Consider the following 25,308-nt stretch of genomic DNA (forward strand, 5'->3'; position numbering starts at 1 on the left):
CTCCTCTCCGAGCGATGCAGATGCTCCTGCGCGGGCCCATGGGGTCGGTCCTGTGGTGTGGCTGCAACAGCATCTTGGCTTATTATATTCTATGCCACGTTGTATGCGACGCTCTCGCGTGCGTCACAGGTTTCTATGTTCTATGCGCGCTCTCGGTTCCAAGCGCGCGTTCCCGCGCGCGGCGCTAGGGAAGCGACCGATATTTCGAAGGGTAGACGGCATTGGATACGAGTTTGGGCGCTGAGGTCGAGACCAAGCTTCGGTATTATCTCGATACACCGCTGCCGGGGGTTATCGAGGTTGGCGAGGGCGCTGTGCTGCTCTTGCGCGGGTGGGCCTACTGTCCAGGCGTTGCCCTGCGCAGGCTGTCGTTCGTCTTCGCGGACCAGGTCGTAGAAGCAGAAGAACATTCGCAGGCGCGCGTCGACGTCTTCTTCAACCAGGAATCGGCGCTGGATCCGAGCGGCGACAGCTTTTTCAGCGGCTTCTGGGCGATGATTCCGGTCGAAATGGCGACGGCGAGGAAGACCGAGCGCCTGATCATGCGGGCCGAGACCGCAGGCGGGGCCATTGTGGAGCAGGAGCTCGGCGAGATCGAGCTGACCAGTTCGTGCAATATCGAAAAGGCCGCAGTGACGTGGCCGTCACAGGGGGATCGGGTTGCCATCTGCATGGCGACCTACAATCCGCCTATCGACCTTTTCGAGCGCCAGATCGAAAGCCTCCGGCAGCAGACGCACGAGAATTGGGTGTGCATCGTCACCGACGATCAATCGCCGGCAGAAAAGTTTGAGGAGATCAAGCGGGTCCTCGGTAAGGACGAGCGGTTCGTCCTGTCACGCAATCCTGAGCGGCTAGGCTTCTACGGAAATTTCGCGCGCAGCATGTCGCTCGTGCCCGACGACGCCGAGTACGTCGCCCTCTGCGATCAGGACGACAAGTGGGATGCGATCAAGCTCGAACGGTTGCTGCAGGCGTTCACGGACGATACGGCGCTCGTCTATTCGGATGCGCGTATCGTCGACGAGGCGGGAACCGTGCTCTCGTCGACGTTCTGGCATAACCGCCGCAACAATTATAAGGATCTGCCGACGCTGCTCGTCGCCAATACTATAACCGGCGCGGCCAGCATGTTCCGGGCTTCTTTGCTTGCGAAGATACTGCCCCTGCCGGAGCGGATCGGCGACGCCTACCACGACCACTGGATCGCTCTGGTGGCCTACGTGAATGGCGGCATCGGCTATGTCGAGCAGCCTCTCTACGAATATGTCCAACACAGCGGAAACGTCATCGGGCACTACGACCATCGCTCCCTCGGATTGCTTTCGCACTCCTACAAGGTTCTTCGGCTGATGCATCGGCCGCGACGGGCGCTGCACAGTTTTCGGTCGTCGTTAAGTAGTGGCTTGGCGAACTATCGCTATGTCATTCGGACAGCCTATTTTTCCAGGTTGCTGCTGCTTCGGAACAAGGCGATGCCCGAAGGTATGCGCCGCCGCCTATTTAAATTCTCTCAGTACCATAGAAGAACACGCCAGGCGCTGGCAGACAGGATCGAGTCGATCGTACGGCGCAGGCCGACGCTCAACGTAGACGGCCTGCTGCTGCATTCCTCGGTCAGCTATCGTGGCTACACGTTCTATCACCGGCTGCGTCGTCGACGTCTGGCTGCCATTCAGCGCCAACCGCTCTTGCAGCAGCCAGCGCTGGCGCCGGTGGAGACGACAGCCGTGAAATTGGCATCTGTGGCAACCACGGGGCGCGAGCCCGAAGCGGTAGAGCTTCCGGGGCTGCAGTGGATATTCCACAACCTCGAGCCGCTGAAAACCAAGGTGTCGGAGCGCTATCCGCGGCGGATCAACATGCTTCTGGGCATGATCGACTTCAAATATGTCTTCGGCGGCTATCTGGGAATGTTCAATCTCGCTCTGCGACTGGCACGCGAGGGGCATCAGGTTCGGATCGTTCTCCTGGAAAAGACGGATTTCCAGCCGGACAACTGGCGCCAGGAGATCAAGAACTATCCAGGCGTGACCACGCTCTTCGATGAGGTGGAGGTTATCTACCGCTACGACCGGTCGGAGCCGGTCGAGATGAATCCAGACGATGGCTTCGTCGTGACCAACGGCTGGGGCGCCCATGTGGCGCACGCGACGATGAAGGATCTCACGCGCGAACGCTTCCTTTATATGGTGCAGGAGTACGAGCCGTTCTTCCTGCCGATGAACACGATCAGCGCGCTGTTCCTGCAGTCCTATCAGTTTCCGCAGTTCCAGCTCTTCTCGACGGCGATCCTGCGCGACTTTTTCAAGCAGGAGAAGTACGGCGTGTTCGCTCACCCCGAAGGAGCGGAGAATTCAGCGATTTTCTCCAATGCGGTGCTCGGTTTCGACCCGACCCGGGAGGATCTCATCCGCGACGAGCGTAAGCTTGTCTTCTACGCACGGCCCGAGGCGCATGCGGCGCGCAACATGTTCGAGCTGGGCATCAAGGCCCTGTCCGACATCGCCCGTGATCCGACGCTCGACCTGTCGAACTGGTCGTTCTACGGCATGGGATCGATCGGCGGCGCATCCTCGCTGCTGCTGGCGCCCGGCAAGCGGCTGCACATGTTGCCCAAGACGGGGCTGACCGAATACCAGAAGGCGCTGCCGCGGCACGACGTCGGCCTGTCGCTGATGCTGACGCCGCATCCGAGCCTTGTGCCGCTCGAGATGGCGGGGGCAGGCATGTGGACCGTCACCAACACCTTCGCCAACAAGACCAGCGATCGGTTGCGCGAGATCTCGACCAACATCATCGGCGTCGAGCCGACCCTGGACGGCATTCGCGCCGGTCTCGTCGATGCCATATCGCGAGTCGACGACATCGACGGGCGCCTCGCCGGATCGAAGGTCAACTGGCCTACGAGCTGGGAAGAGGCCTTCCCCCCGGATGACATGCAGAAGGTGCTGAAGTTCCTGAGCTGATCCGAGCTGCTTCGCGCGGGGAGGGGATGCTGGCGTGTTCCCAAAACACTGCCTTTATTGGCGTTTAATGATCCACGGTCTCCGGTCGGGCCGGAGGCGCGAAGACGGAACGGCGTCTGCCTTTTCGGTTCAGTGACCGCTTGATACTTGATTGATCCTGGCGATCCGCTGGAGGCCTTCGACGATCGCAGTGTGTCACTCGAATTGGCGTTGCTTCAGCATTCAAGATCGCGCAGAAGGTCGGTGTTTCTGCCGAAAGTGCAGCCGACGGAGTTGACGAGATGATAAACGTGCGTCGATTGGGTCTGCCCGACGTTATCGAAATCACGCCGAAAAAATTCGGGGACGATCGCGGCTTCTTCGCCGAGACGTTCAATCGGGCACAGTTGGCCGAGGCGGGAATCGATCTCGACTGGGTTCAGGACAACCAATCGCTGTCGGCGGCGGCGCTGACCCTGCGCGGCCTGCACTATCAGGAACCGCCGTTCGCCCAGGACAAGCTTGTGCGTGTTCTCAAGGGTCGGATCTTCGATGTGGCCGTCGATATTCGCGCGGGTTCGCCGAGCTTCGGCCGATGGGTGGCCGTCGAACTGTCCGCCCAAACCTTCAACCAACTTTTGGTGCCGGCCGGCTTCGCGCACGGATTCCTCACGCTCGAGCCGGACACCGAGGTGTTCTACAAGGTTTCGGCTCCCTACTCCAAGGCGCATGACCGCTCGATCCGCTGGGACGATCCCGACATCGGCATCGAATGGCCGCTCGGCGGCGGTCAGCCGACGCTATCCGACAAGGACCGCGCGGCGCCGCGTCTGGCGGAGGTGGCCACACCCTTTCACTATTCGACGGAGGCCGCAGGCCGATGAACATTCTCGTCACGGGCGGCGCCGGCTTCATCGGCTCGGCGGTGTGCCGCCATCTGATCGCCAGAACCGAGCATCGCGTCGTCAATCTGGACAAGCTCACCTACGCGGCCAATCTGGATTCCCTTGCGCCGATCGCCGATCATGATCGCTACCGCTTCGTGCAGGGCGACATCGGCGATCGCGATCTGGTGCTCGACCTGCTGAAGGAAGAGGCGGTGGATGTTGTTATGCATCTTGCCGCCGAAAGCCACGTCGATCGTTCCATCGATGGCCCCGCCGCCTTCATCGAGACCAACATCGTCGGCACCTATCAGCTGCTCGAAGCGGTCCGCGGCTACTGGTCGGGGTTGCCGACAGATCGCCGGGAGCGATTCCGCTTTCACCACATCTCGACCGACGAGGTCTACGGGGCGCTGCCGCTTGACAGCGGGCTCTTCACCGAGGAGACGCCCTACGCGCCGTCCTCTCCCTATTCGGCCTCCAAGGCCGCGTCCGACCATCTGGCGATGGCCTGGCACGAAACCTACGGTCTGCCGGTGGTCCTGTCGAACTGCTCGAACAATTATGGGCCGTACCACTTCCCGGAGAAGCTCATTCCGCTGATGATCCTCAACGGCCTGGAAGGCAAGGATCTGCCGGTCTACGGCAAGGGCGAGAACGTGCGCGACTGGCTCTATGTCGAGGATCACGCGCGGGCGCTGGAACTGGTTGCGACACGCGGCAAGCCTGGCCGATCCTACAATATCGGCGGCCATAACGAGCGTTCGAACCTGACGGTGGTGCAGGCGATCTGCGACACGCTCGACCGGCTGGCGCCGATGCGTGGCGGTGGCTCGCGGCGGGAGCTGATCCGCTTCGTCACCGACCGGCCGGGACATGATCTGCGTTACGCCATCGACGCGAGCCGCATCGAAAATGAGCTGGGCTGGCACGCCGAAGAGACCTTCGAGACCGGGCTGGCGAAGACCATTCAGTGGTATCTCGACAATGAAAGCTGGTGGCGGCCGATCCGCGACGGCCGATATTCCGGCCAGCGTCTCGGCGTCGGGGCCGACGGGTAACGGTATGAAGATCATCGTCACGGGACGCGACGGTCAGGTTGCCCGTTCGCTGGCGGCCCTGTCGTCGGAGACCATCGAGTTCGTCACGCTCGGCCGGCCGGAGCTGGACGTGACCAAGCCGGAGACGCTGCGCCGGGCCATCGCCGAGCTGGCGCCGGCCGCGCTCGTCAACGCCGGCGCCTACACCGCCGTCGACAAGGCGGAAAGCGATCAGGAGGCGGCGTTCGCGGTCAATCGCGACGGCGCGGGCAACGTTGCGGCGGCAACCGCCGAAGCGGGCATACCGATCGTCCACATCTCCACCGACTACGTCTTTTCCGGCACCAAGTCCGTGCCTTACGACGAGACCGACGCGGTCGAACCGCAGGGCGTTTACGGGCACTCGAAGCTCGCGGGCGAGCGCGCCGTGGCCGCGGCCAATCCGGCTCACGTCATTCTGCGCACCGCCTGGGTCTACAGCCCGTTCGGCGCCAACTTCGTCAAGACGATGCTGCGGGTTGGCAAGGAGCGCGACGTGCTGCGCGTGGTCGCCGACCAGCACGGCACGCCAACCTATGCGCCCGACATCGCGGCGGGCATCGCCGCCGTGCTCGCGCGCGTGGCAGCCGAACCGGAGGGGGCGGACTGGCGCGGCATCTTCCACATGGTTGCCGCGGGCGAGACCTCCTGGGCTGGTTTTGCCGAGGCGATCTTTGCCGAGTCGGCTCGGCGTGGCGGCCCGTCGGCTCGCGTGGAGCCAATCACTACGGCGGACTATCCGACGCCGGCCCGGCGGCCCGCGAATTCGCGGCTGGCGACCGCCAAGTTCCAGCGCACCTTCGACCACACCCTGCCGGCTTGGCGAGACGGCCTTTCGCGCTGCATGGATGCGCTCCTTGCCGAATGATGGTCCGCAGCAGCGGGCGAAGACCATGATGGCCGAAGGCGGGAACGGTGTGCGGCCGGCCTTCGTGCTCTTCGTTCACGTCTTCTATCCCGACATCTGGACCGAGATGGCCGCGCACGTCGCGGCGACGGTGCGTGTTCCCTTCCGGGTGGTGATCACCACGCCGCACGACCCACAGAAAATCGATGTCGTGCCATCCGATTTTCTGGTGTCGCAGGCTGTGCGGCAGGTGGAAAATCGCGGTCGCGACGTTCTTCCGTTCCTGCTCGCGCTCGAGGCGGAGGGCGAGGGGTTCGAGATTGGCCTGAAGTTGCACACCAAGCACTCGCCGCACCGCGCCGACGGCGGCGCGTGGCGCCGCTCGATCATCCGCTCACTGCTGCCCTCGGCGCCGGAAACTGCGGCGATCGTCGACGCTTTCGATCATCAGCCCCATCTCGGCCTCGTCGCGCCGCGGGGGCTGCTCCTGCCGCTCCGGGACAGGCTCAACGACAACCGCGGGTCGATCCGCCGCGTCGGCAGGGCTACGGGGAAGGCCTTTACGCGACGGGAGATCCGGCAGGGCTATTTCCCCGCCGGCTCGATGTTCTGGTTTCGCCGCGACGCGCTGAAAGACCTCTCCGCCCAGCGCCTCTTCAGCGAGTTCGAGGCGGAAGCGGCTCAGCTCGATGCCACGGCCGCGCATGCGCTAGAGCGGATGTTCGCTCTAGCGGCTGAGCGCCGCGGCTATGTTGCGCTGCCGGTCGACCTGATCGATGCGGCGGGCACCCTTCGCACTGCGGGCGAGGCGCACGAGGCAGTCGCGAACCAGCCGATCAGCGAGCATGCATGGCAGCCGCCGCGCCTCGTGCTCTTCGTCCTGCGTTGGGTGCCTTTCGCCCATCAGGCGCTGCTGCGCCTACCACGGCCGGTTCGCCACTTCATCCGCAATCTGATCATGGGAAAGCCGCCGCAGACATAGCTGGCGGCGTCAACGCCAGGGCGCCCGAGCTAGCAGCGCTGGAGGCGTACAATCCCGCTGCGCGGCCTCACTGCATCGCCCTACGCCTCTGGATTTCAGCGCAGTGCCGAGATAAAAGCGCCGAAGAACCAGCAAGACACATTTTATCAACTGATGGAGTCGTTGATGAAGGGGATCATTTTGGCGGGCGGTAGCGGTACGCGCCTGCATCCCATGACACTGACCACGTCCAAGCAGTTGCTGCCGGTTTACGACAAGCCGATGGTCTATTATCCCCTCTCGACGCTGATGCTCGCCGGCATCCGGGATATTCTGATCATCTCGACCCCGCACGACCTGCCCCACTTCAAGCAGCTGCTGGGGGATGGCAAGGCATGGGGTCTGGAACTGAGCTATGCCGAGCAGCCACATCCGGGCGGTCTCGCGCAGGCTTATCTCATCGGTGAGGACTTCGTCGACGGCAAGAAGTCTGTGCTGATCCTCGGCGACAACCTCTTTTACGGCCACGGTCTGCCAAACCTGCTCGCCCGCGCCGCCGCGCGAGAAAACACGGCGAGCGTATTCGCATATCAGGTCAATGATCCCGAACGTTATGGTGTCGTCGCCTTCGATCAGGAGGGGCGGGCAACCAGCCTGGAAGAAAAACCGGAAAAGCCGAAGTCGAATTGGGCCGTCACTGGTCTTTATTTCTATGACGGTCGCGCGCCCGAGATCGCCAAGACGCTGAAGCCCTCGTCCCGCGGTGAACTCGAAATTACCGATCTCAATCGCGTTTATCTGGAAGAGGGATGCCTTGCGGTTGAGACGATGGGACGCGGTTATGCATGGCTCGATACCGGCACGCCCGAATCCCTCCTGCAGGCAGCCGAATTCGTAAGGACGCTGGACAGCCGCCAGAGCTTCAAGATCGCGTGCCCGGAAGAGATCGCCTACCGCAGCGGGTTTATCGACCGGGAGGCACTTCTCGAACTGGGGAGGAAACTCGGCAAAAGCAGCTATGGCAAGTATCTCGCGCGCATTGCCGACGAAGCGCTGTGAATGGCCGTTTGCTTGGCCTTGCTATGACCACGGCTGGGAAGTTTTTGAATCCTCTACCTAAAACTGGTTGTGGGCACGACGACTTAGGCAGGCGGACAGTTTGGAAATGACCATGGGCCTCAGTTCGTGCCCGCCATCGCGCCCAAAGAGATGCGCGGCTCGTCGAAGACCCCGCGTGACAGATCCCGGCGCCGCTAGCGCACAGCGTCGTGGATCGCCTGCATCGGGCGGTGATTGATCATTTCGGTCAGAACCCGGGGCTGCCAGCCGTGCAGGTTCGGCCTGTCGCCCGCGCTTTGCCGTTGATCCGCTGTCCGAACCGCGGGCGTCCAACCGCTCCCCGAGTCTCGGATGATCTGTACCGTCACATCGCCGAGCCTTCGTGACGAGGACAGCATTGAGCATTGACCAATTGCGCCCGGCCACCCGTGAACCAAGACGAGGGAATGCGCGAACGGTCGAGGCAAGGGCCGGTTGATTTTTCGCAACGGCCTCGATCAATGGTCCGCGCCGCCTCATCTGCGACTGTCCGCGGTGCGCGAATGCGCCAATCGGCGCAATTGTCTGAAGAGAGAACCTACAGGATAGTAGGGAAAACAGAATTTATCATTCAATCGCGTCGCATCATCGTAGGGTGAATTTACATAATTCGTCTGATGGAGATCTCGTGCAGGCAAAATTAGTCTATTTTATTACGGAGGACTGGTTTTTCGCGTCCCATTTTCTTCCGATGGGCCGTCAGGCGTCAGGGATGGCTCTCGCCCCGATGCTCGTTGCACGTGTGCAAAACCACCGTCGAGCCATCGAGGCTACCGGGATTCGGTTGGAACCCCTGGAATTCGATCGGCGGCAGAACGGTCCACTTTATCTGATTTCCATCATCGCGCGCCTACGTCAAATCCTACGGCGCGAGCGCCCAAAGATCATTCATTGCATCGGCATGAAGTCGATTCTGATAGGCGGGGTTGCTTCCGCGATAGTGGGCATTCCAGGACGAATCTTCGCGGTGACGGGATTAGGTTATCTCGGGGCTCGTCAAGATGTCCGGGCGCGTTTGACGCGAGCGATGCTGGGCCTTTTGATGCGGCGGATCTTGGCGAACGCGAATACCATTTTTCTTATGGAGAACGTCGATGACGCCAAGATCCTGGGCATCGATGTTGCTTCCGACCGCGTCGTAGTCATCGGCGGCGCCGGCGTTGATCCCGAGGCATTTCCGGCCCTCCCTTTGCCGGAGGATGATACCCTTAGGATTGCTGTCGTATCGCGTATGCTTTGGTCCAAAGGCATAGATGTGGCGGTCGCAGCGGTTAAACTTGCCAGGTCGCGAGGAGTTGCGGTCAAGCTTGCGCTTTATGGTACTCCTGATCCTCAAAATCCTCGGTTTATCCCGCTCGATACGTTAGAGGAGTGGGCTGAAGATCCCGCGATCACTTATCATGGTCAAACCAGCGATATCCGATCCGTCTGGTCCACCAGTCACGTGGCCTGTCTTCCTTCTCGTGGAGGGGAGGGGTTGCCGCGTACACTGTTGGAATCCGCCGCGTCGGGCCGCCTTTCGCTCACGACCGACGTCCCGGGATGCCGAAATTTCGTCCGTCATGGAATCGACGGATATGTGCTCCCGGTCGATGACGTTGAAGCGTTCGCCAGGGTAATCGAGGCGCTCGCGGCAGATCGCGAAGCTGTGCGCCAGATGGGCGAAGCAGCAGCCCAGCGTGTGCGAAACGGCTTTACCGAACGCGATGTCATGAATGATGTTGGGAAGATATATGATGTCCTGCTTGAAAACGTTCAAAAAGGCAAGAAGTCGTATTAGGTAGAAGACGCTGCTTGGGAGAAAGTTCAAGCCGGGTCGGCGCGGAGGATGTAAGGTTGTCGGCCTCGTCGCGTCAGATTTTCTCGCCGGGCCGACGGGGCGCTGTCAGAAGTTCCGTTCTCCCGTAAACCTTCTGAACAAGAGAGTAGACCTGCAGGAAGAAGCGGCCGGCCTTAGCCCGCCGCCTGTTCTGACCGGTTAGAAGCGGCGCAGAGACTGACAGTTTGCGCCGTAGACGTGCCAGGGATCGAGCCCCAGGACGCAGCCTTCCGCGCGCCGGCCCATGGAGGCAAAGCCCATCGGATCTTCGATGACATAATAGACCATGTGGTAGCGTCCGTCGGACATCAGGGCCTGACCTTGGCAGTAATGACGCTCGATGGGGGACGTCTCTGTCCGGGGCAGATAGCCACGCTCGCGCAGATTGCTGAACTCGACGATCTGGAGCTGCGATCCAAGGGTACGCGGGGCGCCATATTCGAACTGGTCTTCCACATCGGCCAAAACATCTCCGTCGCCGCAAGGGCCGATGGCCACCGGCGCGACAAGAAGATCGGCCGCGCGGGCAGCCGGCACGGACGACGCCGCGGCCGCGGCGGCAAGGGTGAGGACGGCAAGGCGCTTCAGAATCATCTTTCCCTCTCCATGGCGCCTTGATCAAAAATGGCGCGGGACTTCGACGCATCGGCCGAAGCGCGAATGAAATTAGGGCGTCTCGGCAGCAATCGCAACGAGCGAAGGGGGGAGGCGCCCTCCTTCTCCAAGCACCTGTCGCAGCGCGGCCATAATCGTTTCGGCCTCGGCGCCGAAGGTAAAGGGCGGATTGACGACGGCCAGGCCGCTTCCGACAAGGCGCTCGTCGTCCGAAAAAGGCTCGCGAAAGAACTCGGCGGCGAGGATGTCGGGAATGCCGGACGCCTTCAGCAAATCATGGAGCCGCTGGCGCTCGCTCGCCCTCTTGATGGGATACCAGAGCGCGAAGACGCCGCCAGGCCAGCGGCGATGCGCCTTTTCAAGTGCGCCCACCATCCTTTCGATCTCTCCCGACTCCTCATAGGGCGGATCGATCAGGACGAGGCCGCGCTTTTCCTTGGGTGGGAGATGGGCACCGAGGGCGAGCCAGCCGTCGAGCGCGATCGCCTTGGCCTGAACATCGCCGGCAAAAAGCGCCGCAAGAGCCTGCCCATCCTGCGGGTGAAGCTCGTAGGCGGAAAGCCGGTCCTGGCGTCTCAGCAGACGGCGAACCAGGAGGGGAGAACCGGGATAGGCCCGCGCCCCGTGCTCCTGGCGTACCTCCTCGATCACGCGGAGATAATCGGCCAGGAGGGGCTCCGATGCCACCAGCGATCCGATCAGCCGGTCGATGCCGGCAAGATGCTCCCCCGTCCGCAGCGCCTCATCGCCTGAGAGATCATAGAGGCCCCGGCCGGCATGGGTATCGTAGACGCGAAACGCCCGGTCCTTGCGCTGAAGATAGAGGACGAGCCGAGTCAAAAGCGCGTGTTTGACCACATCGGCGAAATTGCCTGCGTGAAAGGCGTGGCGATAATTCAACGGCGCGTTCCTCGGGATTTTGTGCAGCGATAGGGCCGGAGCGGGGAGAAAAGCAAGCCGCGAGCGATACGCAAAATAGCAGCCGGCGACCATGAATGGTTTGCCGCACCCGATTGCCGGCCTGCGCGGTGACTCCTATGTCTGTCGCGGATTTCTCCCCATGGGCCGCTCACGGCCCCTGCCATCTGCCGACAATCTGAAAGGACGGAGCGATGACTGCCCCGAAGCTCTTCGAGCCGATCGATCTTGGGCCCATCAAGCTGAAAAACCGGATCGCCATGGCGCCATTGACCCGCAGCCGCGCCACGTCCGACGGCGTACCGAAGGCCATGCACGCCGAATACTACCGTCAGCGGGCGAGCGCCGGCCTGATCATTGCCGAAGCCACCAACATCAGCCCCGAGGGCCGGGGTTACGCCTGGACGCCTGGCATCTATTCCCAGGAGCAGGTGGAGGGCTGGAAGCCGGTCACGGACGCGGTTCACCAGGAAGGCGGCCGCATTTTCCTCCAGCTCTGGCACGTCGGGCGAATTTCGCATCCCGATCTTCAGCCGGGCGGGGCGCTGCCGGTCGCGCCTTCGGCGATCAAGCCCAGGGCGCAGGCTTTCACCGAAGCGGGGATGCAGGATATCCCGACGCCGCGAGCGCTCGACGCCAGCGAGCTGCCGCGTGTCGTGGAGGACTTCGTGAAGGCGGCGGAGAACGCGAAGGCGGCGGGCTTCGACGGGGTCGAGATTCATTCCGCCAACGGCTATCTCCTCAACCAGTTTCTCTGCGATAAGACCAACAAGCGCGACGACGAGTTCGGCGGCTCGATCGAAAACCGCATGCGCTTTCCGCTCCAGGTGGTGGATGCGGTGCTGGGCGTATGGGGTGGCGAGCGCACGGGCATCCGCATTTCGCCGGTCAGTCCCGCCAACGACGTCGCCGATTCAAATCCCGGCGCCGTCTTCACGGCCTACACGGACGAACTCTCCAGGCGCGGACTTGCCTACCTCCACGTAATCGAGGGCGCGACGCGGGGCGATCGTGACCCGGCGCGCTTCAAGCCATGGTCGCTCAAGGAGCGCTTCTCCGGGCTCTACATGGCCAATAATGGCTATACCCACGACCTCGCGGTCGAGCGGGTGGAGCAGGGGCTGACGGATATCGTGTGCTTCGGTCGGCCGTTCATTTCCAATCCGGATCTTGTCGCCCGTCTTGCCCTGAACGCGCCTTTGGCACCCTGGGACGAGGCAACCTTCTATGGCGGCGATGAGAAGGGCTACATCGACTATCCGGCGCTGACGCCGGAGGAGAAGGCGCGTCTGGCGCCGGGCGCCTGATCGCTTCGAAGCTGGAAGATGCAATGCGAAGGGGGCAGGGCACATGCGTGTCCTGCCCCCTTTTATCTTGTTCGTCAGAGACGCCGCAGGATCAGCTCCGCTCGATCTCGCCCGCCGCCCGGTCAAGCGCGCCGGTGATCGCCTGAAGTGTCTCGGAAGAGATGTCTCCCTTGGACAGACGGACCATCAAAGCCGCGCGCAGATTGTGCATGGCGCGGTGGATCTCGGGCCGGGGGGCATCTCCGAAGCGCTCGCGAGCCTCGTCGAGACGGGCACGAACCGCGCCCACTTCCTCGATGTGACCCTCGATTTCGGCCTTGCCCTCCTCGGTGATCGAATAGAGCTTCTTGGAGCCTTGCGTCTCGCCAGCGATGAGGCCGGTTTCCTCGAGCAGTGTCAGTGTCGGATAGATGGCGCCGGGGCTCGGGCTGTACTGGCCGCCGAACGCCTCCTCGACGGCCTTGATGATCTCGTAACCGTGGCGAGGCTGGGCGGCGATGAGATCGAGCGCCAGCCACCGGAGGTCGCCCTGGGCGAGCGGCCGGCCGCCACGGCCGCGGCCCATCCCTGGGAAGCCGGCGCCGAAACGCTCGCGCATCAGGCGCAGCCGCGGGTCCCACCCTGGGCCCCCACGGGAACGCCGACGGCCGAAGCGTGGCTCCTCATGGTCGGACGTGGCCTGCCGCTCGTCCTCGTCTTCGCCGGGAAAAGTCTCGTCCTCGCGCTCGTCCATCTCGGGGCTGAAACCCTCCATTTCATCGTGCTCTCGCTGCTGCCACCTACCGCGACCGTGGCCGCCTCGGCAATGGCCCTCGTGGTGGTTGTCATGATGGATCATGTCTTAGTTCCTTCTTCGATATATCGAAATATCATAGCCCAATTAATCCTGCTCGCCGTTCGATGCAATATCGATATATCGAAGACTGTCTAAATTTTCATCGGGAGGCTTGAGAAGGCGATGCGGGATTGTCGTCCGTTCGGCAAAAAACGACGGGATCGGCGCATCACTGCCGCGCTGTCACGTCGCCCGGCCCAAATGCCTGCGCCGCTGATCTTTAAGGGTTTTCGGGGCAAGTTCAGACTTCGTTCCGGAAGATCGTGCTAACGGGGAAGCGGGGTCTTGTTCTCCCGCGACGATCGTCCAAGAGGCTGCATGCCGCAACTTGCCATTAAGGAACCGCATACGCCGGACGAGCTCGTCGGAACCCTTCGGGCGATCCGCGAGCATCTTGGTATGGAGGTCGCCTATGTCTCCGAATTCGTCGGTGAGCGCTCGGTCTTGCGTGCAGTGGACGCGCCCGGCTTCGAAGCCGTGGCGCAGACCGGTGCATCCTTTTCCCTCGATGATGTCTATTGCCGGCACATCCTCGCCGGCCGGCTACCGGAATTGATGGCGGACACGGGCGAGTATGAACTCGCGCGGCAGATGCCGATCACAAGCGCGCTGCCGATCGGCGCGCATATCAGCGTGCCGGTGAACGGGCCGGATGGCACGGCCCTCGGCATGTTCTGCTGTCTCAGCACGCGCCCCGACCACAGCCTCAACGAGCGCGACGTCGAGGTGATGCGAGTGTTCGCGGAGATGGCGGGCAAGCCTCTGGCGGAGGCGATCGCCGAGCGCCAGCTGCGCGATTATGCACGGAGTCGGATCGAGAACATCCTGGCCGGCGACGGCTTGACGATCGTCTATCAGCCGATCTGGACCTTGAGCGGGCGCACCGTTCGCGGGTTTGAGGCGCTTTCGCGCTTTGCCGCGGAGCCCTACCGCTCGCCGGACAAGTGGTTCGCGGAAGCCTTCGATATCGGAATGGGCGTCGATCTTGAGATCGAGGCCATTCGGCGAGCGCTAACGGCCCTGAACCACTTACCAGCCGCCATCTACGTCTCGGTCAACGCCTCGCCGGAAACGGTCCTTTCAGGGCGCCTGCCGGAGCTGTTTTCCGCCCGGCGCTATTGTCCCCAGCGCATCCTCCTCGAAATCACCGAACATGCCGAAGTGGAGGACTACGAGGCCTTTGCCAAGGCCCTGGCTCCTCTGCGCAAGGCGGGCGTGCGCCTGGCGATCGATGATGCGGGAGCGGGTTATTCCGGGCTGCAGCACATCGTCAAGCTCGCCCCTGACAAGATCAAGCTGGACATGAGCCTGACCAGCGGCATCGACACCGATGCCGCGCGGCGGGCGCTCGCGTCCGCCCTGGTGTTCTTCGCGCGAGAGACAGGCTGCGCCATCGTCGCCGAGGGCGTCGAGACGGAAGAAGAGCTGATGACGCTTCGTCTTCTGGGCGTCTCCTACGGCCAAGGGTTCGGGCTCGGTCGGCCAATGGCGCTGCCGCAAGCGCTGGAATTGGTCCGCGCTCCTCTGCGTGTCTCTCCCGGCGCGAGGGCTTAGGATCAGGAGGCAAATCGCGGAATCCTCGTGTCGAAAAAAGCGATGTGACGGCGCCGGGCGTTTCGGATAAATCCAGGGGATGAACAAGCCGCTCCCCATCGCCCTCGGCCATAGCGCCTGCCCGCACGATTGCCCGTCGACCTGCGCGCTCGATGTCGAGATCATCGATCGCAACACGATCGGCCGCGTTCGTGGAGCGGAGGGAAACAGCTATACGGCCGGCGTCATCTGCGCCAAGGTCGCGCGCTATGCAGAGCGCGTCCATCACAAGGACCGTCTGCTGAAGCCGCTCCAGAGGGTTGGCGGCAAAGGTGAGGGCGGCTGGCGCGAGATCGGCTGGGACGATGCGCTGGACCTGGTGGCAGAGAAGTTTCTCGCCGCCGAGGTGGCTTACGGTCCGGAAAGTGTCTGGCCCTATTTCTACGCCGGCACCATGGGCCTGGTGCAGCGCGACGGCATCCACCGCCTGCGCCACGCCAAGCACTATTCCAACCAGTTCAGCACCATCTGCACCAACCCCGCCTGGACAGGCTGGTTCGCCGGCACAGGGCGCATCGCCGGCGTCGATCCGCGCGAGATGGAAGAGGCGGACGTCATCGTCATCTGGGGCACCAACGCGGTTGCGACCCAGGTGAACGTGATGACCCACGCCACCCGCGCCCGCAAGCGGCGCGGGACCCGGATTGTCGTCATTGACATCTACGATAACGCGACGATGCAGCAGGCGGATCTCAAGCTGAAGCTCAGGCCGGGGACGGACGCGGCGCTCGCCTGCGCGCTGATGCATGTGGCATTCCGCGACGGCACGGCCGACCGCGATTACCTTGCGCGCTACACCGACGTTCCGGCCGAGCTCGAGGAACATCTGAAGTCGCGCACGCCGGAATGGGCGGCGGAGATCACCGGGCTGACGGTCGAGGAGATCGAGGCGTTCGCCGCGCTCGTCGGGCACACGCCGAAGAGCTATTTCCGTCTCGGCTACGGCTTCACCCGCCAACGCAACGGTGCGGTGGCGATGCACGCGGCTCTCAGCGTGCCGGCGGTTTTCGGCCATTGGCGCCATAAGGGGGGCGGTGCCTTCCACAACAACGACCAGATCTTCTCCTTCGACAAGGGCGAGATCACCGGCAAGACGCTCGCCGATCCCTCTGTGCGCCATCTCGACCAATCGCGCATCGGCGCGGTGCTGATGGGCGATGCCGATGCCCTGTCGAACGGCCCGCCGGTAACGGCGATGCTCATCCAGAACACCAATCCGATGAATGTCGCGCCTGACCAGAGGAAGGTGCGGGCGGGCTTCTCACGCGAGGACCTCTTCGTTTGCGTCCACGAGCAGTTCATGACGGATACGGCCAGAATCGCCGATATCGTGCTGCCAGCGACCACCTTCCTCGAGCACGACGACATCTATCGCGGCGGCGGCCAAAGCCACATCGTGCTCGGGCCGAAGCTGATCGATGCGCCCGACACCGTGCGCACCAACCACTTCGTCATTGAGGAGCTGGCGCGCCGTCTCGGCGTCGGGGATCGTCCAGGATTCGGCCTCAGCGAGCGCGAGCTCATCGACCGGATGCTGACGAAAAGCGGCTATGGCTCTCTGGCTGACCTCGAAGCAGGGCGGTGGATCGATTGTCAGCCGTCGTTCGAGGAGGCCCACTATCTTGACGGCTTCGCGTGGGCGGATGGCAAGTTCCGCTTCCGTCCCGATTGGACCGGCAGTCCGGCGTCGACGCGCCCGCCGGCCTCGCTCGGCATCCAGGGACCGGCGGAGCGCCTGCCGGCGCTGCCCGATCATGTCGATCTCATCGAGGTCGCGGACCCCGGCCACCCGTTCAAGCTGGCGACGTCGCCGGCCCGCCATTTCCTGAACTCGTCCTTCTCCGAAACGCCCGGCTCGCGCGGGGCGGAGGGCGGTCCGGTGCTGATGATCCACCCCGAGGACGCGGCATGCTTAGGGCTCGCCGAGGGCGAAAGGGTCGAGATCGGCAACGAACGCGGGGAGGTGGTCCTGCCGTTGAAGGTGACGGAGAAGGTGAAGCCGGGCGTTCTCGTTCACGAGGGGCTGTGGCCGAACTCGGCGTTCGAGCGGGGGGAGGGGATCAACACCCTGACGGGCGCCGATCCTGTCGCGCCCTATGGCGGGGCGGCGTTCCACGACACTAGGGTGTGGCTGCGCCGCGCCTCCTGAGAATCAGTCGCGCCGGGGATCGGGAGAGACGAGGATTCTCGGCGCGGCCGAAGACGTATCGTCCTCGGCGTCGGCGGGGGGAATCGGGCGGAATATGGCATGTCCGCCCGACAGGCGCGCGTCCCCATCCAACACCAGCTTCAGCGCATGGGGATAGAGGCGATGCTCGGCGTGAAGAAGCCGGGCCGCGAGCGTCTCTTCCGTATCCTCGCCGCGAATGGCGATGGCCGCCTGGGCAATGATTGGCCCCTCGTCCATGCGCTCGGTGACGAAGTGGACGGTGCAGCCGTGAACGCGCATGCCAGCCGCCAGCACCCGCTTGTGGGTGTCGAGACCGGGAAAGAGCGGCAGCAGCGACGGGTGGATGTTGATGAGCCTGCCGCGATAGCGCTGGACGAAGGGCTCGGTCAGAAGCCGCATATAGCCGGCAAGGCAGACGACGTCGGGCGAGAACCGGTCGAGCTCGGCGGCGACGGCCGCCTCGTGGCTGGGGCGGTCGGAGAACCTGCGCTGGTCCACCGCGATCGCGGCAATGCCATGGCGCGCGGCCACTTCCAGCCCTGGTGCCTCGGGCCGATTGGCGATCACCGCGACCACCTGTCCGGGGTAGGCCGGGTCCATCGCCGCGGCGATGATCGCGTTCATGTTGGAGCCGCGACCCGAGATCAGAACGGCGACGCGCTTGCGCTCGCGCGAGTTGGCGGTCTGGCTCATTTCAGATGAAGGTTGCCGTTGAAGGTGACGGCGGCGTCGCGGCGGGGGCGGATGCGGCCCAGCGGCACGACATGCTCGCCCTCGCTCTGAAGAATGGCGCTGACGGTCGCCGCTTCTGCCTCCGAGACGATGACCACCATTCCGAGGCCGCAATTGAAGGTGCGCAGCATCTCGGCTTCCTCGACGCCGCCCTCGCGGGCGAGCCAGCCGAAGACCGGCGGAACGTCGATGGCGAAAAGATCGATGTCGGCGCGCATCGCGTCGGGCAGGACGCGGGGGATGTTCTCAAGAAGGCCACCGCCGGTGATGTGGGCGAGGGCCTTGATGTCCTCCACCTGCCTCAGCGCGGCCAGCAGCGGCTTCACGTAGATGCGCGTCGGGGCAATGAGAGTTTCGCCGAGGGTTTTCGCCGAGTCGAACGGGGCGGAATCATCGAACCGCGTGCTGGAGAGTTCGACGATGCGCCGCACCAGCGAATAGCCGTTGGAATGGACGCCCGACGAAAGAAGCCCGAGAATCATGTCGCCGGAGTGGATGTCGCCTCGTGGCAGGAGCCGGCTCCGCTCCACCGCGCCGACCGCGAAGCCCGCGAGATCGTAGTCGCCCTCACCATAAAGCCCCGGCATTTCCGCCGTTTCGCCGCCGATGAGGGCGCAGCCCGCCTGCCGGCAGCCCTCGGCAATGCCCGAGACGATCGCCGAGCCTTGCTCGACGTCGAGCCGGCCCGTGGCGAAGTAGTCGAGGAAGAACAGAGGCTCGGCGCCTTGAACGACGAGATCGTTGACGCACATCGCCACCAGATCGATGCCGATGGTCGAGTGCTGCCCTATGTCTATCGCGACCTTCAGCTTGGTGCCGACGCCGTCATTGGCGGCGACCAGGAGCGGATCTGTAAAGCCGGCGGCCTTGAGATCGAAGAGGCCGCCAAAGCCGCCGATCTCACTGTCGGCGCCTGGCCGGGCTGTGGCCTTGACCAGCGGCTTGATGCGCCGGACGAGTTCGTTGCCGGCATCGATATCGACGCCGGCGTCGCGGTAGGAGAGCGAGTTCTTGTTTTCGCCGATCATTCATCGCACCTTTTCTCTGGGAGTTGACATGATCGGCCCGCCTCGGCAAGGCCCTTTTCCGCGTCGACCGACCGGAGCCCCGCCGATGGGGCATAGGAGCGCGACGGACACCCCGTGACCATACCGAATTTCATTTCGATTGCCCGGCTTTTATGCGTGCCCGCCATCGTCTGGTCTCTCATCGCCGGCGAGTGGCTTCTGGCGTTCTCGCTTTTCGTCCTGTCCAGCCTTTCCGACGGCATTGACGGCTACATCGCTCGGCGTTTCGACCAGCAGTCCCAGCTTGGCGCCTATCTCGACCCGATCGCCGACAAGGCGATGCTCGGCGCCGTTTTCGTGGTTCTGGGCATTGTCGGCGGCCTGCCGGCCTGGCTCGTCATTGTCGTCGTTTCGCGCGACATTCTCATCGTCGCGGCGGTGATGCTCTCCTTCGTCATGGGGCTGCCCATGAAGGTGCGCCCCCTTTTGGTCTCCAAGGCGACGACGGCGGCGCAGATGGCGTCGGCGACCCTCGCTCTGGCTCATCCCGCCTTCGACTTCTCGACCGGCGCCGTGTTCGTCGGACTGATATGGCTGACGGCGCTCTTGACGGTGCTTTCGGCGGGCGCCTATCTCATCGATTGGCTTCGTCACATGGCAACGGGAGAGATCCCGGCAGACAAGGATCAGGGATGACGACGGATCGTGCCCTTTCGATTCGGCGCCAGATTCTGTTCTGGAGTCTTGCCGCCGTTGTTCTCGTGCTGCTGCTCTGGGTGTTCAGCGGCATTCTCCTGCCGTTCGTCCTGGGCATGGCGATCGCCTATTTCCTCGATCCGGTTGCCGATTGGCTGGTGCGGCGGGGCCTCTCGCGCGTTCTGGCGACCGTCGCGATCCTGGTGGTCTTCGCCATCATCCTCATTGCCGTGATCGTGATTCTCGTGCCCGTCGTGTCCCATCAGGTGGGTGGATTCCTGGAGCGCGTGCCGGACTATATCCGGCGATTGCAGGAGTTGATCACGACGCTGCGCTCCGGCCGGCTCGCCTGGCTGTTCGAGAGCGGAAACAGCGACATTCAGGGCAATTTCGCCAAGCTGGCCAGCGACGGCGCGAGCATCGTCACGCGCTTCATTGCCCAGCTCTGGACGTCGAGCATGGCGGTGGTCAATTTCGCCTCGCTCTTCGTGGTGACGCCAGTCGTCGCCTTCTACATGCTGATCGACTGGGATGCGATGCTGGCGAAGATCGACGGCTGGGTGCCGCGTCCCCACGTCGTCACCGTGCGCCGCCTGGCTCGCGAGATCGATCGCTCAGTGGCCGGTTTCGTTCGCGGCCAGAGCACGGTCTGCCTGCTTCTTGGCACCTTCTATGCCGTCGGCCTTTCGCTCGTCGGCGTCAATTTCGGCCTCCTCATCGGCCTTTTCGCGGGCTTCGTCTCCTTCATCCCTTATATCGGCTCCATGCTGGGGCTGGTGCTTTCGGTCGGCATTGCGCTGGTGCAGTTCTGGCCGGACTGGATCTGGGTGATCGCGACGGCGGGCGTCTTCTTCGTCGGCCAGTTCATCGAGGGCAACATTCTTCAGCCCAAGCTCGTCGGCGCCTCGGTCGGGCTGCATCCGGTGTGGTTGATGTTCGCGCTCTTCGCCTTCGGCGCGCTTTTCGGCTTTGTCGGGTTGCTGATTGCCGTGCCGGCCTCGGCGGCCATCGGTGTTCTCGCGCGCTTTGCCATCGGCCAGTATCTCGAAAGCGAGATGTATCGCGGGCCGGAACCGCTGTTCGCCGACGAGCCTCCACGAATCGAGGGCGAGGACGCGGGCATTCGCCGCGCCATCCAGAAGACGTTCACCCCCAAAGGAAACGAGGGGGCATGACCCAGGGAAACCGGCAACTGCCGCTCGATCTGCCCTACGCGCCTTCGCTTGCCCGTGACGACCTCATCGTCACGACCTCCAACGCGCTGGCCGCGGCCGCCATCGACGGCTGGCCGGACTGGCCGCACCCGGTCACGGTGATCGTCGGCCCGCCCGGCACCGGCAAGACCCATCTTGCCAGCGCATGGCGGGAGCGCGCGGACGCCACGCTGTTTTCCGGCGGTGGTGCGCCGCGAGGCGGAGGGGGCCAGCCCTTCGCGGTCCTGATCGACGATCTCGAAACGCAGCTCGCCGACGAGGAGGCAATCTTCCATCTCGTCAATGCCGCGCGCATGGGCGAGGGCACGGTTCTCGTCACGGCGCGCTCGCGGCCCGCCGATCTGCCGCTCCATCTGGCCGATCTCAAATCACGCCTCCAGGCGGCGACCATCGTCGAGGTGGGAGCGCCGGACGACGCTCTGCTCCAGGCGGTGCTGGCCAAGCTCTTCGCGGATCGCCAGCTTGTCATCTCTCCGTCACTCATCGCCTATATCGGCTCGCGCATCGAGCGCTCGCTCGACACCGCGCGCCGGTTCGTGGCGGCTGTCGATCGTCAGGCGCTCGCCGCCAAACGGACGATTTCGCGTCCGCTTCTGCAACAAATCCTGGCCGAATTTTCTTCTTCGTTCGACTCTGTTGCCGACGACGGCTATGAGAGAAGCGAGGAAGCGAGCCATTCCCCGAAAACGGAGAGTTGACGCTTTGGACGAAAAGGTATCGAGCAGCCGAACCGCTCCCCGGCGCCGACGCGCGCCGCGCCGATCGACCACGTCCAAGCCTGCCGAGGCGACCGAGTCCAGGATCGGTAACAACGATGAGCCCACCGCTTCGGGCGATGGTCCGATCGTCACGGACATGCCGGCGGTGCTTGCCGAGAGCCATTGCGAGCCGGCCGCCGCGCCAGAAGCCTCGGCCGCTCTCGCCGAATTGCCGGCGGACCGCTTCTTCAACCGTGAGATTTCCTGGCTCCAGTTCAATCGCCGCGTGCTGGAGGAGGCCAAGAACACCGACCATCCGCTGCTCGAGCGGCTGAGGTTCTTGTCGATCTCGGCCAACAACCTCGATGAGTTTTTCATGGTGCGCGTGGCCGGTCTCGCCGGGCAAGTGCGTGAGAAGATCGCGGTGCGCAGCATGGACGGGCTGACGCCTCAGGAGCAACTCGAACGGGTGCTCGAAGCGGTGGTGGAGCTCGAAGCCGAGCAGCAGGCGACGCTGGCCGATCTCGTCAAGGAATTGAGGGCCTCCGGCATCCACATCGTCGGCGCCGGGGAGCTCAAGGGAGCTGACAAGACCTGGCTCGAAGAGCACTTCAACGAGACGATCTTTCCGGTCCTGACGCCGCTGTCCATCGATCCGGCCCATCCCTTTCCCTTCATCCCAAATCTCGGATTCTCGATCGCGCTCTCCCTGGTGAAGGAGGGCGGCGCCCAGAGCATGAATGCGCTGTTGCGCCTGCCGGTGGCGCTTCAGCGCTTCATCGAGATGCCGATCGGCGAGGGCGGCGAGGCGCGCTTCGTGCCGATCGAGAGCGCCCTGGCGCTGTTCACGAACCGGCTCTTCCCGGGGTATAGGGTGCGCGGCGCCGGCACCTTCCGCATCATTCGCGATTCCGACATCGAGGTGGAGGAAGAGGCGGAAGATCTGGTGCGCCTGTTCGAGACCGCGCTGAAGCGGCGACGCAGGGGGTCGGTGATCCGCATCGAGTTCGATTCGGTAATGCCGGAAAGCTTGCGCAACTTCGTCGCAAGCGAGCTGGAGGTTCCCGAGAACCGCGTCGCGGTGATGGAGGGCATGCTCGCTCTCGACTCCTTGTCGCAGATCGTGAAGCTGCCCCTCGACAACCTCAAGTTCACGCCATATCGCCCGCGCTTTCCCGAGCGTATCCGAGAGCATAACGGCGACTGCTTTGCCGCGATCCGCGAAAAGGACATCGTCATCCACCACCCGTACGAGTCCTTCGACGTGGTGGTTCAGTTCCTGCGCCAGGCCGCATTCGACCCCAACGTCATCGCCATCAAGCAGACGCTCTACCGGACTTCGAACGACTCGCCCATCGTGCGCGCGCTGATCGACGCCGCCGAGGCGGGCAAGTCCGTGACTGCGCTGGTGGAATTGAAGGCGCGCTTCGACGAGGAGGCGAACATTCGCTGGGCTCGCGATCTGGAGCGTGCCGGCGCCCAGGTCGTCTTCGGCTTCATCGAAAAGAAGACCCACGCCAAGCTCTCGCTGGTCGTGCGGCGCGACGAGGGGCGGCTCACCAACTTCGTCCATATCGGCACCGGCAACTACCATCCGATCACGGCGCGAATCTACACGGACCTGTCCTTCTTCACCGCCGACCCGGTGATCGCGCGGGACGTCGCCTTGATCTTCAACTACATCACCGGCTATGCGGAGCCGACCGACCTCCAGCGCGTCGCCGTCTCTCCGATCAGCCTGAGGCCGCGCATTCTCGAGCATATCGAGCAGGAAATCGCCCATGTGAAGGCCGGCCGACCCGGCCAGATCTGGATGAAGATGAATTCGCTGGTCGATCAGAAGGTGATCGACGCGCTCTACCGGGCAAGTCAGGCGGGGGTCGAGATTGATCTCGTGGTGCGGGGCATCTGCTGCCTTCGGCCGCGCGTGCCCGGCCTTTCCGACAACATCCGGGTGAAATCCATCGTCGGCCGCTTCCTCGAGCACAGCCGCATCTTCTGCTTCGGCAACGGCCACGGTCTGCCGTCCGAGCACGCGTTGGTCTATATCGGCTCAGCCGATATGATGCCGCGCAATCTCGACCGGCGGGTGGAGGCTCTCGTGCCCATCACCAACCCGACGGTCCACAGCCAGGTGTTGTCGCAGATCATGCTCGCCAACATCCTCGACAACCAGCAGAGCTGGTCGCTGTCTTCCGACGGCACCTCGCGGCGGATCGTTCCCACCGAGGGCGAACGCCCCTTCAACGCACAGCGCTATTTCATGACAAACCCGAGCCTTTCGGGGCGCGGCAAGGCAGTAAAATCGGATGCCCCAAAACTCATCGCCCGACAGCGCGCCGAACATGGCCGATTCGATTGATTCCGACGCAAGGGGACGCCTGCCGGGGCGCGAGCCTGTCGCGGTGGTCGACATCGGCTCGAACTCCGTGCGCCTCGTCATTTACGAGGGCCACACGCTGGCGCTGACGCCGCTGTTCAACGAAAAGGCGCTATGCGGCCTCGGTCGTGGTCTGGCGCAGACCAATCGCCTCTCCAACCAGGCGATGGAGCTTTCTCTCGCCGCCCTGAAGCGCTTCAAGGCGCTCGCCGCCCAGTCCGGTGCAGAAAAGGTCTATCCCATCGCCACGGCCGCCGCCCGCGAAGCGGAGAACGGAAGGGAATTCATCGCTGCCGCCGAGGAGGCGATCGGCCGGCCGATCACCATCCTCTCGGGACAGGACGAGGCCCATTACGCGGCGCAGGGCATTCTCAGTGGCTTTTATGCCGCCAACGGCGTGGTGGGTGATCTCGGCGGCGGAAGCCTGGAGGTGGTCCGTGTCGCCGATGGCAAGATCGACGAGGGCATGACCATGCCTCTCGGCGGCATCCGGCTTCAGGATCTCTCCGGCAATTCCATCGCCACGGCGAAGGCCATCGCCGACAGCCACATCTCGACCTGCTCCATCGCGGTTCAGGGGCAGGGCAAGAGGCTGCCGTTCTATGCGGTCGGCGGCACTTGGCGAAACCTCGCCAAGCTCTTGATGCAGCAGACCGGCTATCCGCTGCACGTGATGCATGCCTATACGCAGCCGGCGGATGTCTGGGTTCCCTTTCTCGACGCGGTCATCGCCAACGACCCGGAGAAGCTGCCGGGCATTGCCGCCGTATCCAAGAACCGGCGCACCCTTCTGGCCTTCGGCGCGGTGGCGCTGCGGGCGGTCATCCGCCACATCCAGCCATCGTCGATCAATCTCTCTGCCCTCGGCGTACGCGAGGGCTTCCTTCACGCCATGCTGTCGGAGGAGGAGCGCGCGAAGGACCCGCTGATCGTCGCGGCGAAGGAAATCTCCATCCTGCGCACCCGCGCTCCCCGGCATGCCGAGGAACTGATCGACTGGACGACCCGGACGATGGTCGCCCTTGGTATCGACGAGACGCCGTACGAGGAGCGCTTGCGACATGCCGCCTGCCTGCTCGACGATATCGGTTGGCGCGCCCATCCCGACTACCGGGGAACGCAGAGTCTCTCGGTGGTGGCCCATGCCTCGCTTCCGGCGGTGGACCATCCGGGCCGCGCCTATCTCGGCCTCACCAACTATTATCGCCATGAAGGCAGCTTTGAGCGGCTTGCGATGCCGGATCTCGAGCGGCTGGTGGATGCGCGGCTGCTCAACCGGGCCCACGTCCTGGCGTCGCTTTTCCGCTTCACCCACCTGCTTTCGACCTCGACGCCCGGCCTGCTCGAGCGGCTGCGCTGGGTCCAGGACCCGCGCGGCGGCTTCACCCTGGCTGTTCCGCCGGAGCTGGGAGGGTTGATCGGTTCCCGCGTCGACAACCGGCTTCAGAACTTCGCCAAGCTGGTGGAACGGACCTTAAGGCTGGAGGCGCGCTGACAGTCACGTTCG

General features: G+C 63.7%; 20 protein-coding genes. 15 read left to right on the forward strand and 5 right to left on the reverse strand.

The features are described 5' to 3' along the window. Positions 1 to 221 precede the first annotated feature (221 nt). The 7 genes from B5D38_RS05660 to B5D38_RS05695 all read left to right on the forward strand — a co-directional run bounded on the left by B5D38_RS05660 (position 222) and on the right by B5D38_RS05695 (position 9,597). The gene (locus tag B5D38_RS05660) at positions 222 to 2,969 is read left to right on the forward strand and encodes a rhamnosyltransferase WsaF family glycosyltransferase (RefSeq protein WP_165690798.1); all 2,748 of its coding nucleotides are present in this window, start codon (positions 222 to 224) and stop codon (positions 2,967 to 2,969) included. Between the two features lie 281 nt (positions 2,970 to 3,250). Further along, positions 3,251 to 3,832, forward strand: a complete 582-nt coding sequence (gene rfbC, locus B5D38_RS05665) for a dTDP-4-dehydrorhamnose 3,5-epimerase (protein ID WP_078707399.1) — start codon at positions 3,251 to 3,253, stop codon at positions 3,830 to 3,832. Beyond that, complete coding sequence (rfbB, locus tag B5D38_RS05670; protein ID WP_078707400.1) at positions 3,829 to 4,893, forward strand: dTDP-glucose 4,6-dehydratase; 1,065 nt, start codon at positions 3,829 to 3,831, stop codon at positions 4,891 to 4,893. Before rfbC ends, rfbB begins: the two co-directional genes overlap by 4 nt. Before the next feature lie 4 nt (positions 4,894 to 4,897). Beyond that, complete coding sequence (gene rfbD / locus B5D38_RS05675) at positions 4,898 to 5,779, forward strand: dTDP-4-dehydrorhamnose reductase (protein ID WP_078707401.1); 882 nt, start codon at positions 4,898 to 4,900, stop codon at positions 5,777 to 5,779. Continuing rightward, positions 5,769 to 6,740, forward strand: coding sequence for a rhamnan synthesis F family protein (locus B5D38_RS05680; protein WP_165690799.1), 972 nt, complete (start codon positions 5,769 to 5,771; stop codon positions 6,738 to 6,740). The genes rfbD and B5D38_RS05680 overlap by 11 nt, the downstream gene beginning before the upstream one ends. A 165-nt stretch (positions 6,741 to 6,905) precedes the next feature. Then, the gene (gene rfbA / locus B5D38_RS05685) at positions 6,906 to 7,778 is read left to right on the forward strand and encodes a glucose-1-phosphate thymidylyltransferase RfbA (RefSeq protein ID WP_078707546.1); all 873 of its coding nucleotides are present in this window, start codon (positions 6,906 to 6,908) and stop codon (positions 7,776 to 7,778) included. Positions 7,779 to 8,445: 667 nt separating this feature from the next. Continuing rightward, complete coding sequence (locus B5D38_RS05695; protein WP_245318845.1) at positions 8,446 to 9,597, forward strand: glycosyltransferase family 4 protein; 1,152 nt, start codon at positions 8,446 to 8,448, stop codon at positions 9,595 to 9,597. Positions 9,598 to 9,795: 198 nt separating this feature from the next. Here B5D38_RS05695 and B5D38_RS05700 read toward each other — a convergent pair whose 3' ends face one another. Both B5D38_RS05700 and B5D38_RS05705 read right to left on the reverse strand, forming a co-directional pair. After that, a complete protein-coding gene (locus B5D38_RS05700; protein WP_078707404.1) occupies positions 9,796 to 10,230 on the reverse strand; it encodes a hypothetical protein in 435 nt (144 codons plus the stop codon). A gap of 72 nt (positions 10,231 to 10,302) precedes the next feature. Beyond that, the gene (locus B5D38_RS05705; protein WP_078707405.1) at positions 10,303 to 11,151 is read right to left on the reverse strand and encodes a 23S rRNA (adenine(2030)-N(6))-methyltransferase RlmJ; all 849 of its coding nucleotides are present in this window, start codon (positions 11,149 to 11,151) and stop codon (positions 10,303 to 10,305) included. Positions 11,152 to 11,363: 212 nt separating this feature from the next. Here B5D38_RS05705 and B5D38_RS05710 point away from each other — a divergent pair, with 212 nt between their 5' ends. Then, entirely contained in the window at positions 11,364 to 12,476 is a 1,113-nt protein-coding gene (locus B5D38_RS05710; RefSeq protein ID WP_078707406.1) for an alkene reductase, read from the forward strand. Between the two features lie 91 nt (positions 12,477 to 12,567). Here B5D38_RS05710 and B5D38_RS22500 read toward each other — a convergent pair whose 3' ends face one another. Then, on the reverse strand, positions 12,568 to 13,314 hold the full coding sequence (locus tag B5D38_RS22500) for a PadR family transcriptional regulator (protein ID WP_245318846.1): 747 nt from the start codon (positions 13,312 to 13,314) through the stop codon (positions 12,568 to 12,570). A gap of 315 nt (positions 13,315 to 13,629) precedes the next feature. Between B5D38_RS22500 and B5D38_RS05720 the strand changes: the two genes are divergently transcribed. Together B5D38_RS05720 and B5D38_RS05725 are read left to right on the forward strand one after the other, a co-directional pair. Next, complete coding sequence (locus B5D38_RS05720) at positions 13,630 to 14,865, forward strand: sensor domain-containing phosphodiesterase (RefSeq protein ID WP_078707407.1); 1,236 nt, start codon at positions 13,630 to 13,632, stop codon at positions 14,863 to 14,865. Positions 14,866 to 14,944: 79 nt separating this feature from the next. Continuing rightward, positions 14,945 to 17,053 carry a molybdopterin-containing oxidoreductase family protein gene (locus B5D38_RS05725; RefSeq protein WP_078707408.1) on the forward strand — a complete coding sequence of 703 codons (2,109 nt, stop codon included), beginning with the start codon at positions 14,945 to 14,947 and terminating at the stop codon, positions 17,051 to 17,053. Positions 17,054 to 17,056: 3 nt separating this feature from the next. Here the strand turns inward: B5D38_RS05725 and purN are convergent, their stop codons facing one another. Then, positions 17,057 to 17,767 carry a phosphoribosylglycinamide formyltransferase gene (purN, locus tag B5D38_RS05730; protein ID WP_078707409.1) on the reverse strand — a complete coding sequence of 237 codons (711 nt, stop codon included), beginning with the start codon at positions 17,765 to 17,767 and terminating at the stop codon, positions 17,057 to 17,059. Next, positions 17,764 to 18,834, reverse strand: a complete 1,071-nt coding sequence (purM, locus tag B5D38_RS05735) for a phosphoribosylformylglycinamidine cyclo-ligase (RefSeq protein WP_078707410.1) — start codon at positions 18,832 to 18,834, stop codon at positions 17,764 to 17,766. The genes purN and purM overlap by 4 nt, the downstream gene beginning before the upstream one ends. 114 nt (positions 18,835 to 18,948) lie before the next feature. Between purM and B5D38_RS05740 the strand changes: the two genes are divergently transcribed. The 5 genes from B5D38_RS05740 (at position 18,949) to B5D38_RS05760 (ending at position 25,296) form a co-directional block, all read left to right on the forward strand. Further along, positions 18,949 to 19,509, forward strand: a complete 561-nt coding sequence (locus B5D38_RS05740) for a CDP-alcohol phosphatidyltransferase family protein (protein ID WP_078707411.1) — start codon at positions 18,949 to 18,951, stop codon at positions 19,507 to 19,509. After that, on the forward strand, positions 19,506 to 20,684 hold the full coding sequence (locus tag B5D38_RS05745) for an AI-2E family transporter (protein WP_078707412.1): 1,179 nt from the start codon (positions 19,506 to 19,508) through the stop codon (positions 20,682 to 20,684). Before B5D38_RS05740 ends, B5D38_RS05745 begins: the two co-directional genes overlap by 4 nt. Then, complete coding sequence (locus tag B5D38_RS05750) at positions 20,681 to 21,421, forward strand: P-loop NTPase family protein (RefSeq protein ID WP_078707413.1); 741 nt, start codon at positions 20,681 to 20,683, stop codon at positions 21,419 to 21,421. Before B5D38_RS05745 ends, B5D38_RS05750 begins: the two co-directional genes overlap by 4 nt. A gap of 157 nt (positions 21,422 to 21,578) precedes the next feature. Then, complete coding sequence (locus tag B5D38_RS05755; RefSeq protein ID WP_078707548.1) at positions 21,579 to 23,783, forward strand: RNA degradosome polyphosphate kinase; 2,205 nt, start codon at positions 21,579 to 21,581, stop codon at positions 23,781 to 23,783. Next, positions 23,767 to 25,296: a Ppx/GppA family phosphatase gene (locus B5D38_RS05760; protein WP_116002589.1), complete on the forward strand. Its 1,530-nt coding sequence runs from the start codon at positions 23,767 to 23,769 to the stop codon at positions 25,294 to 25,296. Before B5D38_RS05755 ends, B5D38_RS05760 begins: the two co-directional genes overlap by 17 nt. Positions 25,297 to 25,308 lie beyond the last annotated feature (12 nt).

Origin of the sequence: Consotaella salsifontis (genome assembly GCF_900167365.1) — a bacterium.
Taxonomy (GTDB): Bacteria; Pseudomonadota; Alphaproteobacteria; order Rhizobiales; family Rhizobiaceae; genus Consotaella; species Consotaella salsifontis.

Excerpts from the sequence above, each read along its gene's own strand:
- rfbC (WP_078707399.1), top strand. The coding sequence starts at position 3,251 with ATGATAAACGTGCGTCGATTGGGTCTGCCCGACGTTATCGAAATCACG.
- rfbB (WP_078707400.1), top strand. The coding sequence starts at position 3,829 with ATGAACATTCTCGTCACGGGCGGCGCCGGCTTCATCGGCTCGGCGGTG.
- rfbD (WP_078707401.1), top strand. The coding sequence starts at position 4,898 with ATGAAGATCATCGTCACGGGACGCGACGGTCAGGTTGCCCGTTCGCTG.
- rfbA (WP_078707546.1), top strand. The coding sequence starts at position 6,906 with ATGAAGGGGATCATTTTGGCGGGCGGTAGCGGTACGCGCCTGCATCCC.
- B5D38_RS05700 (WP_078707404.1), bottom strand. The coding sequence starts at position 10,230 with ATGATTCTGAAGCGCCTTGCCGTCCTCACCCTTGCCGCCGCGGCCGCG.
- B5D38_RS05710 (WP_078707406.1), top strand. The coding sequence starts at position 11,364 with ATGACTGCCCCGAAGCTCTTCGAGCCGATCGATCTTGGGCCCATCAAG.
- B5D38_RS22500 (WP_245318846.1), bottom strand. The coding sequence starts at position 13,314 with ATGATCCATCATGACAACCACCACGAGGGCCATTGCCGAGGCGGCCAC.
- B5D38_RS05720 (WP_078707407.1), top strand. The coding sequence starts at position 13,630 with ATGCCGCAACTTGCCATTAAGGAACCGCATACGCCGGACGAGCTCGTC.
- B5D38_RS05725 (WP_078707408.1), top strand. The coding sequence starts at position 14,945 with ATGAACAAGCCGCTCCCCATCGCCCTCGGCCATAGCGCCTGCCCGCAC.
- purN (WP_078707409.1), bottom strand. The coding sequence starts at position 17,767 with ATGAGCCAGACCGCCAACTCGCGCGAGCGCAAGCGCGTCGCCGTTCTG.
- purM (WP_078707410.1), bottom strand. The coding sequence starts at position 18,834 with ATGATCGGCGAAAACAAGAACTCGCTCTCCTACCGCGACGCCGGCGTC.
- B5D38_RS05745 (WP_078707412.1), top strand. The coding sequence starts at position 19,506 with ATGACGACGGATCGTGCCCTTTCGATTCGGCGCCAGATTCTGTTCTGG.
- B5D38_RS05750 (WP_078707413.1), top strand. The coding sequence starts at position 20,681 with ATGACCCAGGGAAACCGGCAACTGCCGCTCGATCTGCCCTACGCGCCT.
- B5D38_RS05755 (WP_078707548.1), top strand. The coding sequence starts at position 21,579 with ATGCCGGCGGTGCTTGCCGAGAGCCATTGCGAGCCGGCCGCCGCGCCA.
- B5D38_RS05760 (WP_116002589.1), top strand. The coding sequence starts at position 23,767 with ATGGCCGATTCGATTGATTCCGACGCAAGGGGACGCCTGCCGGGGCGC.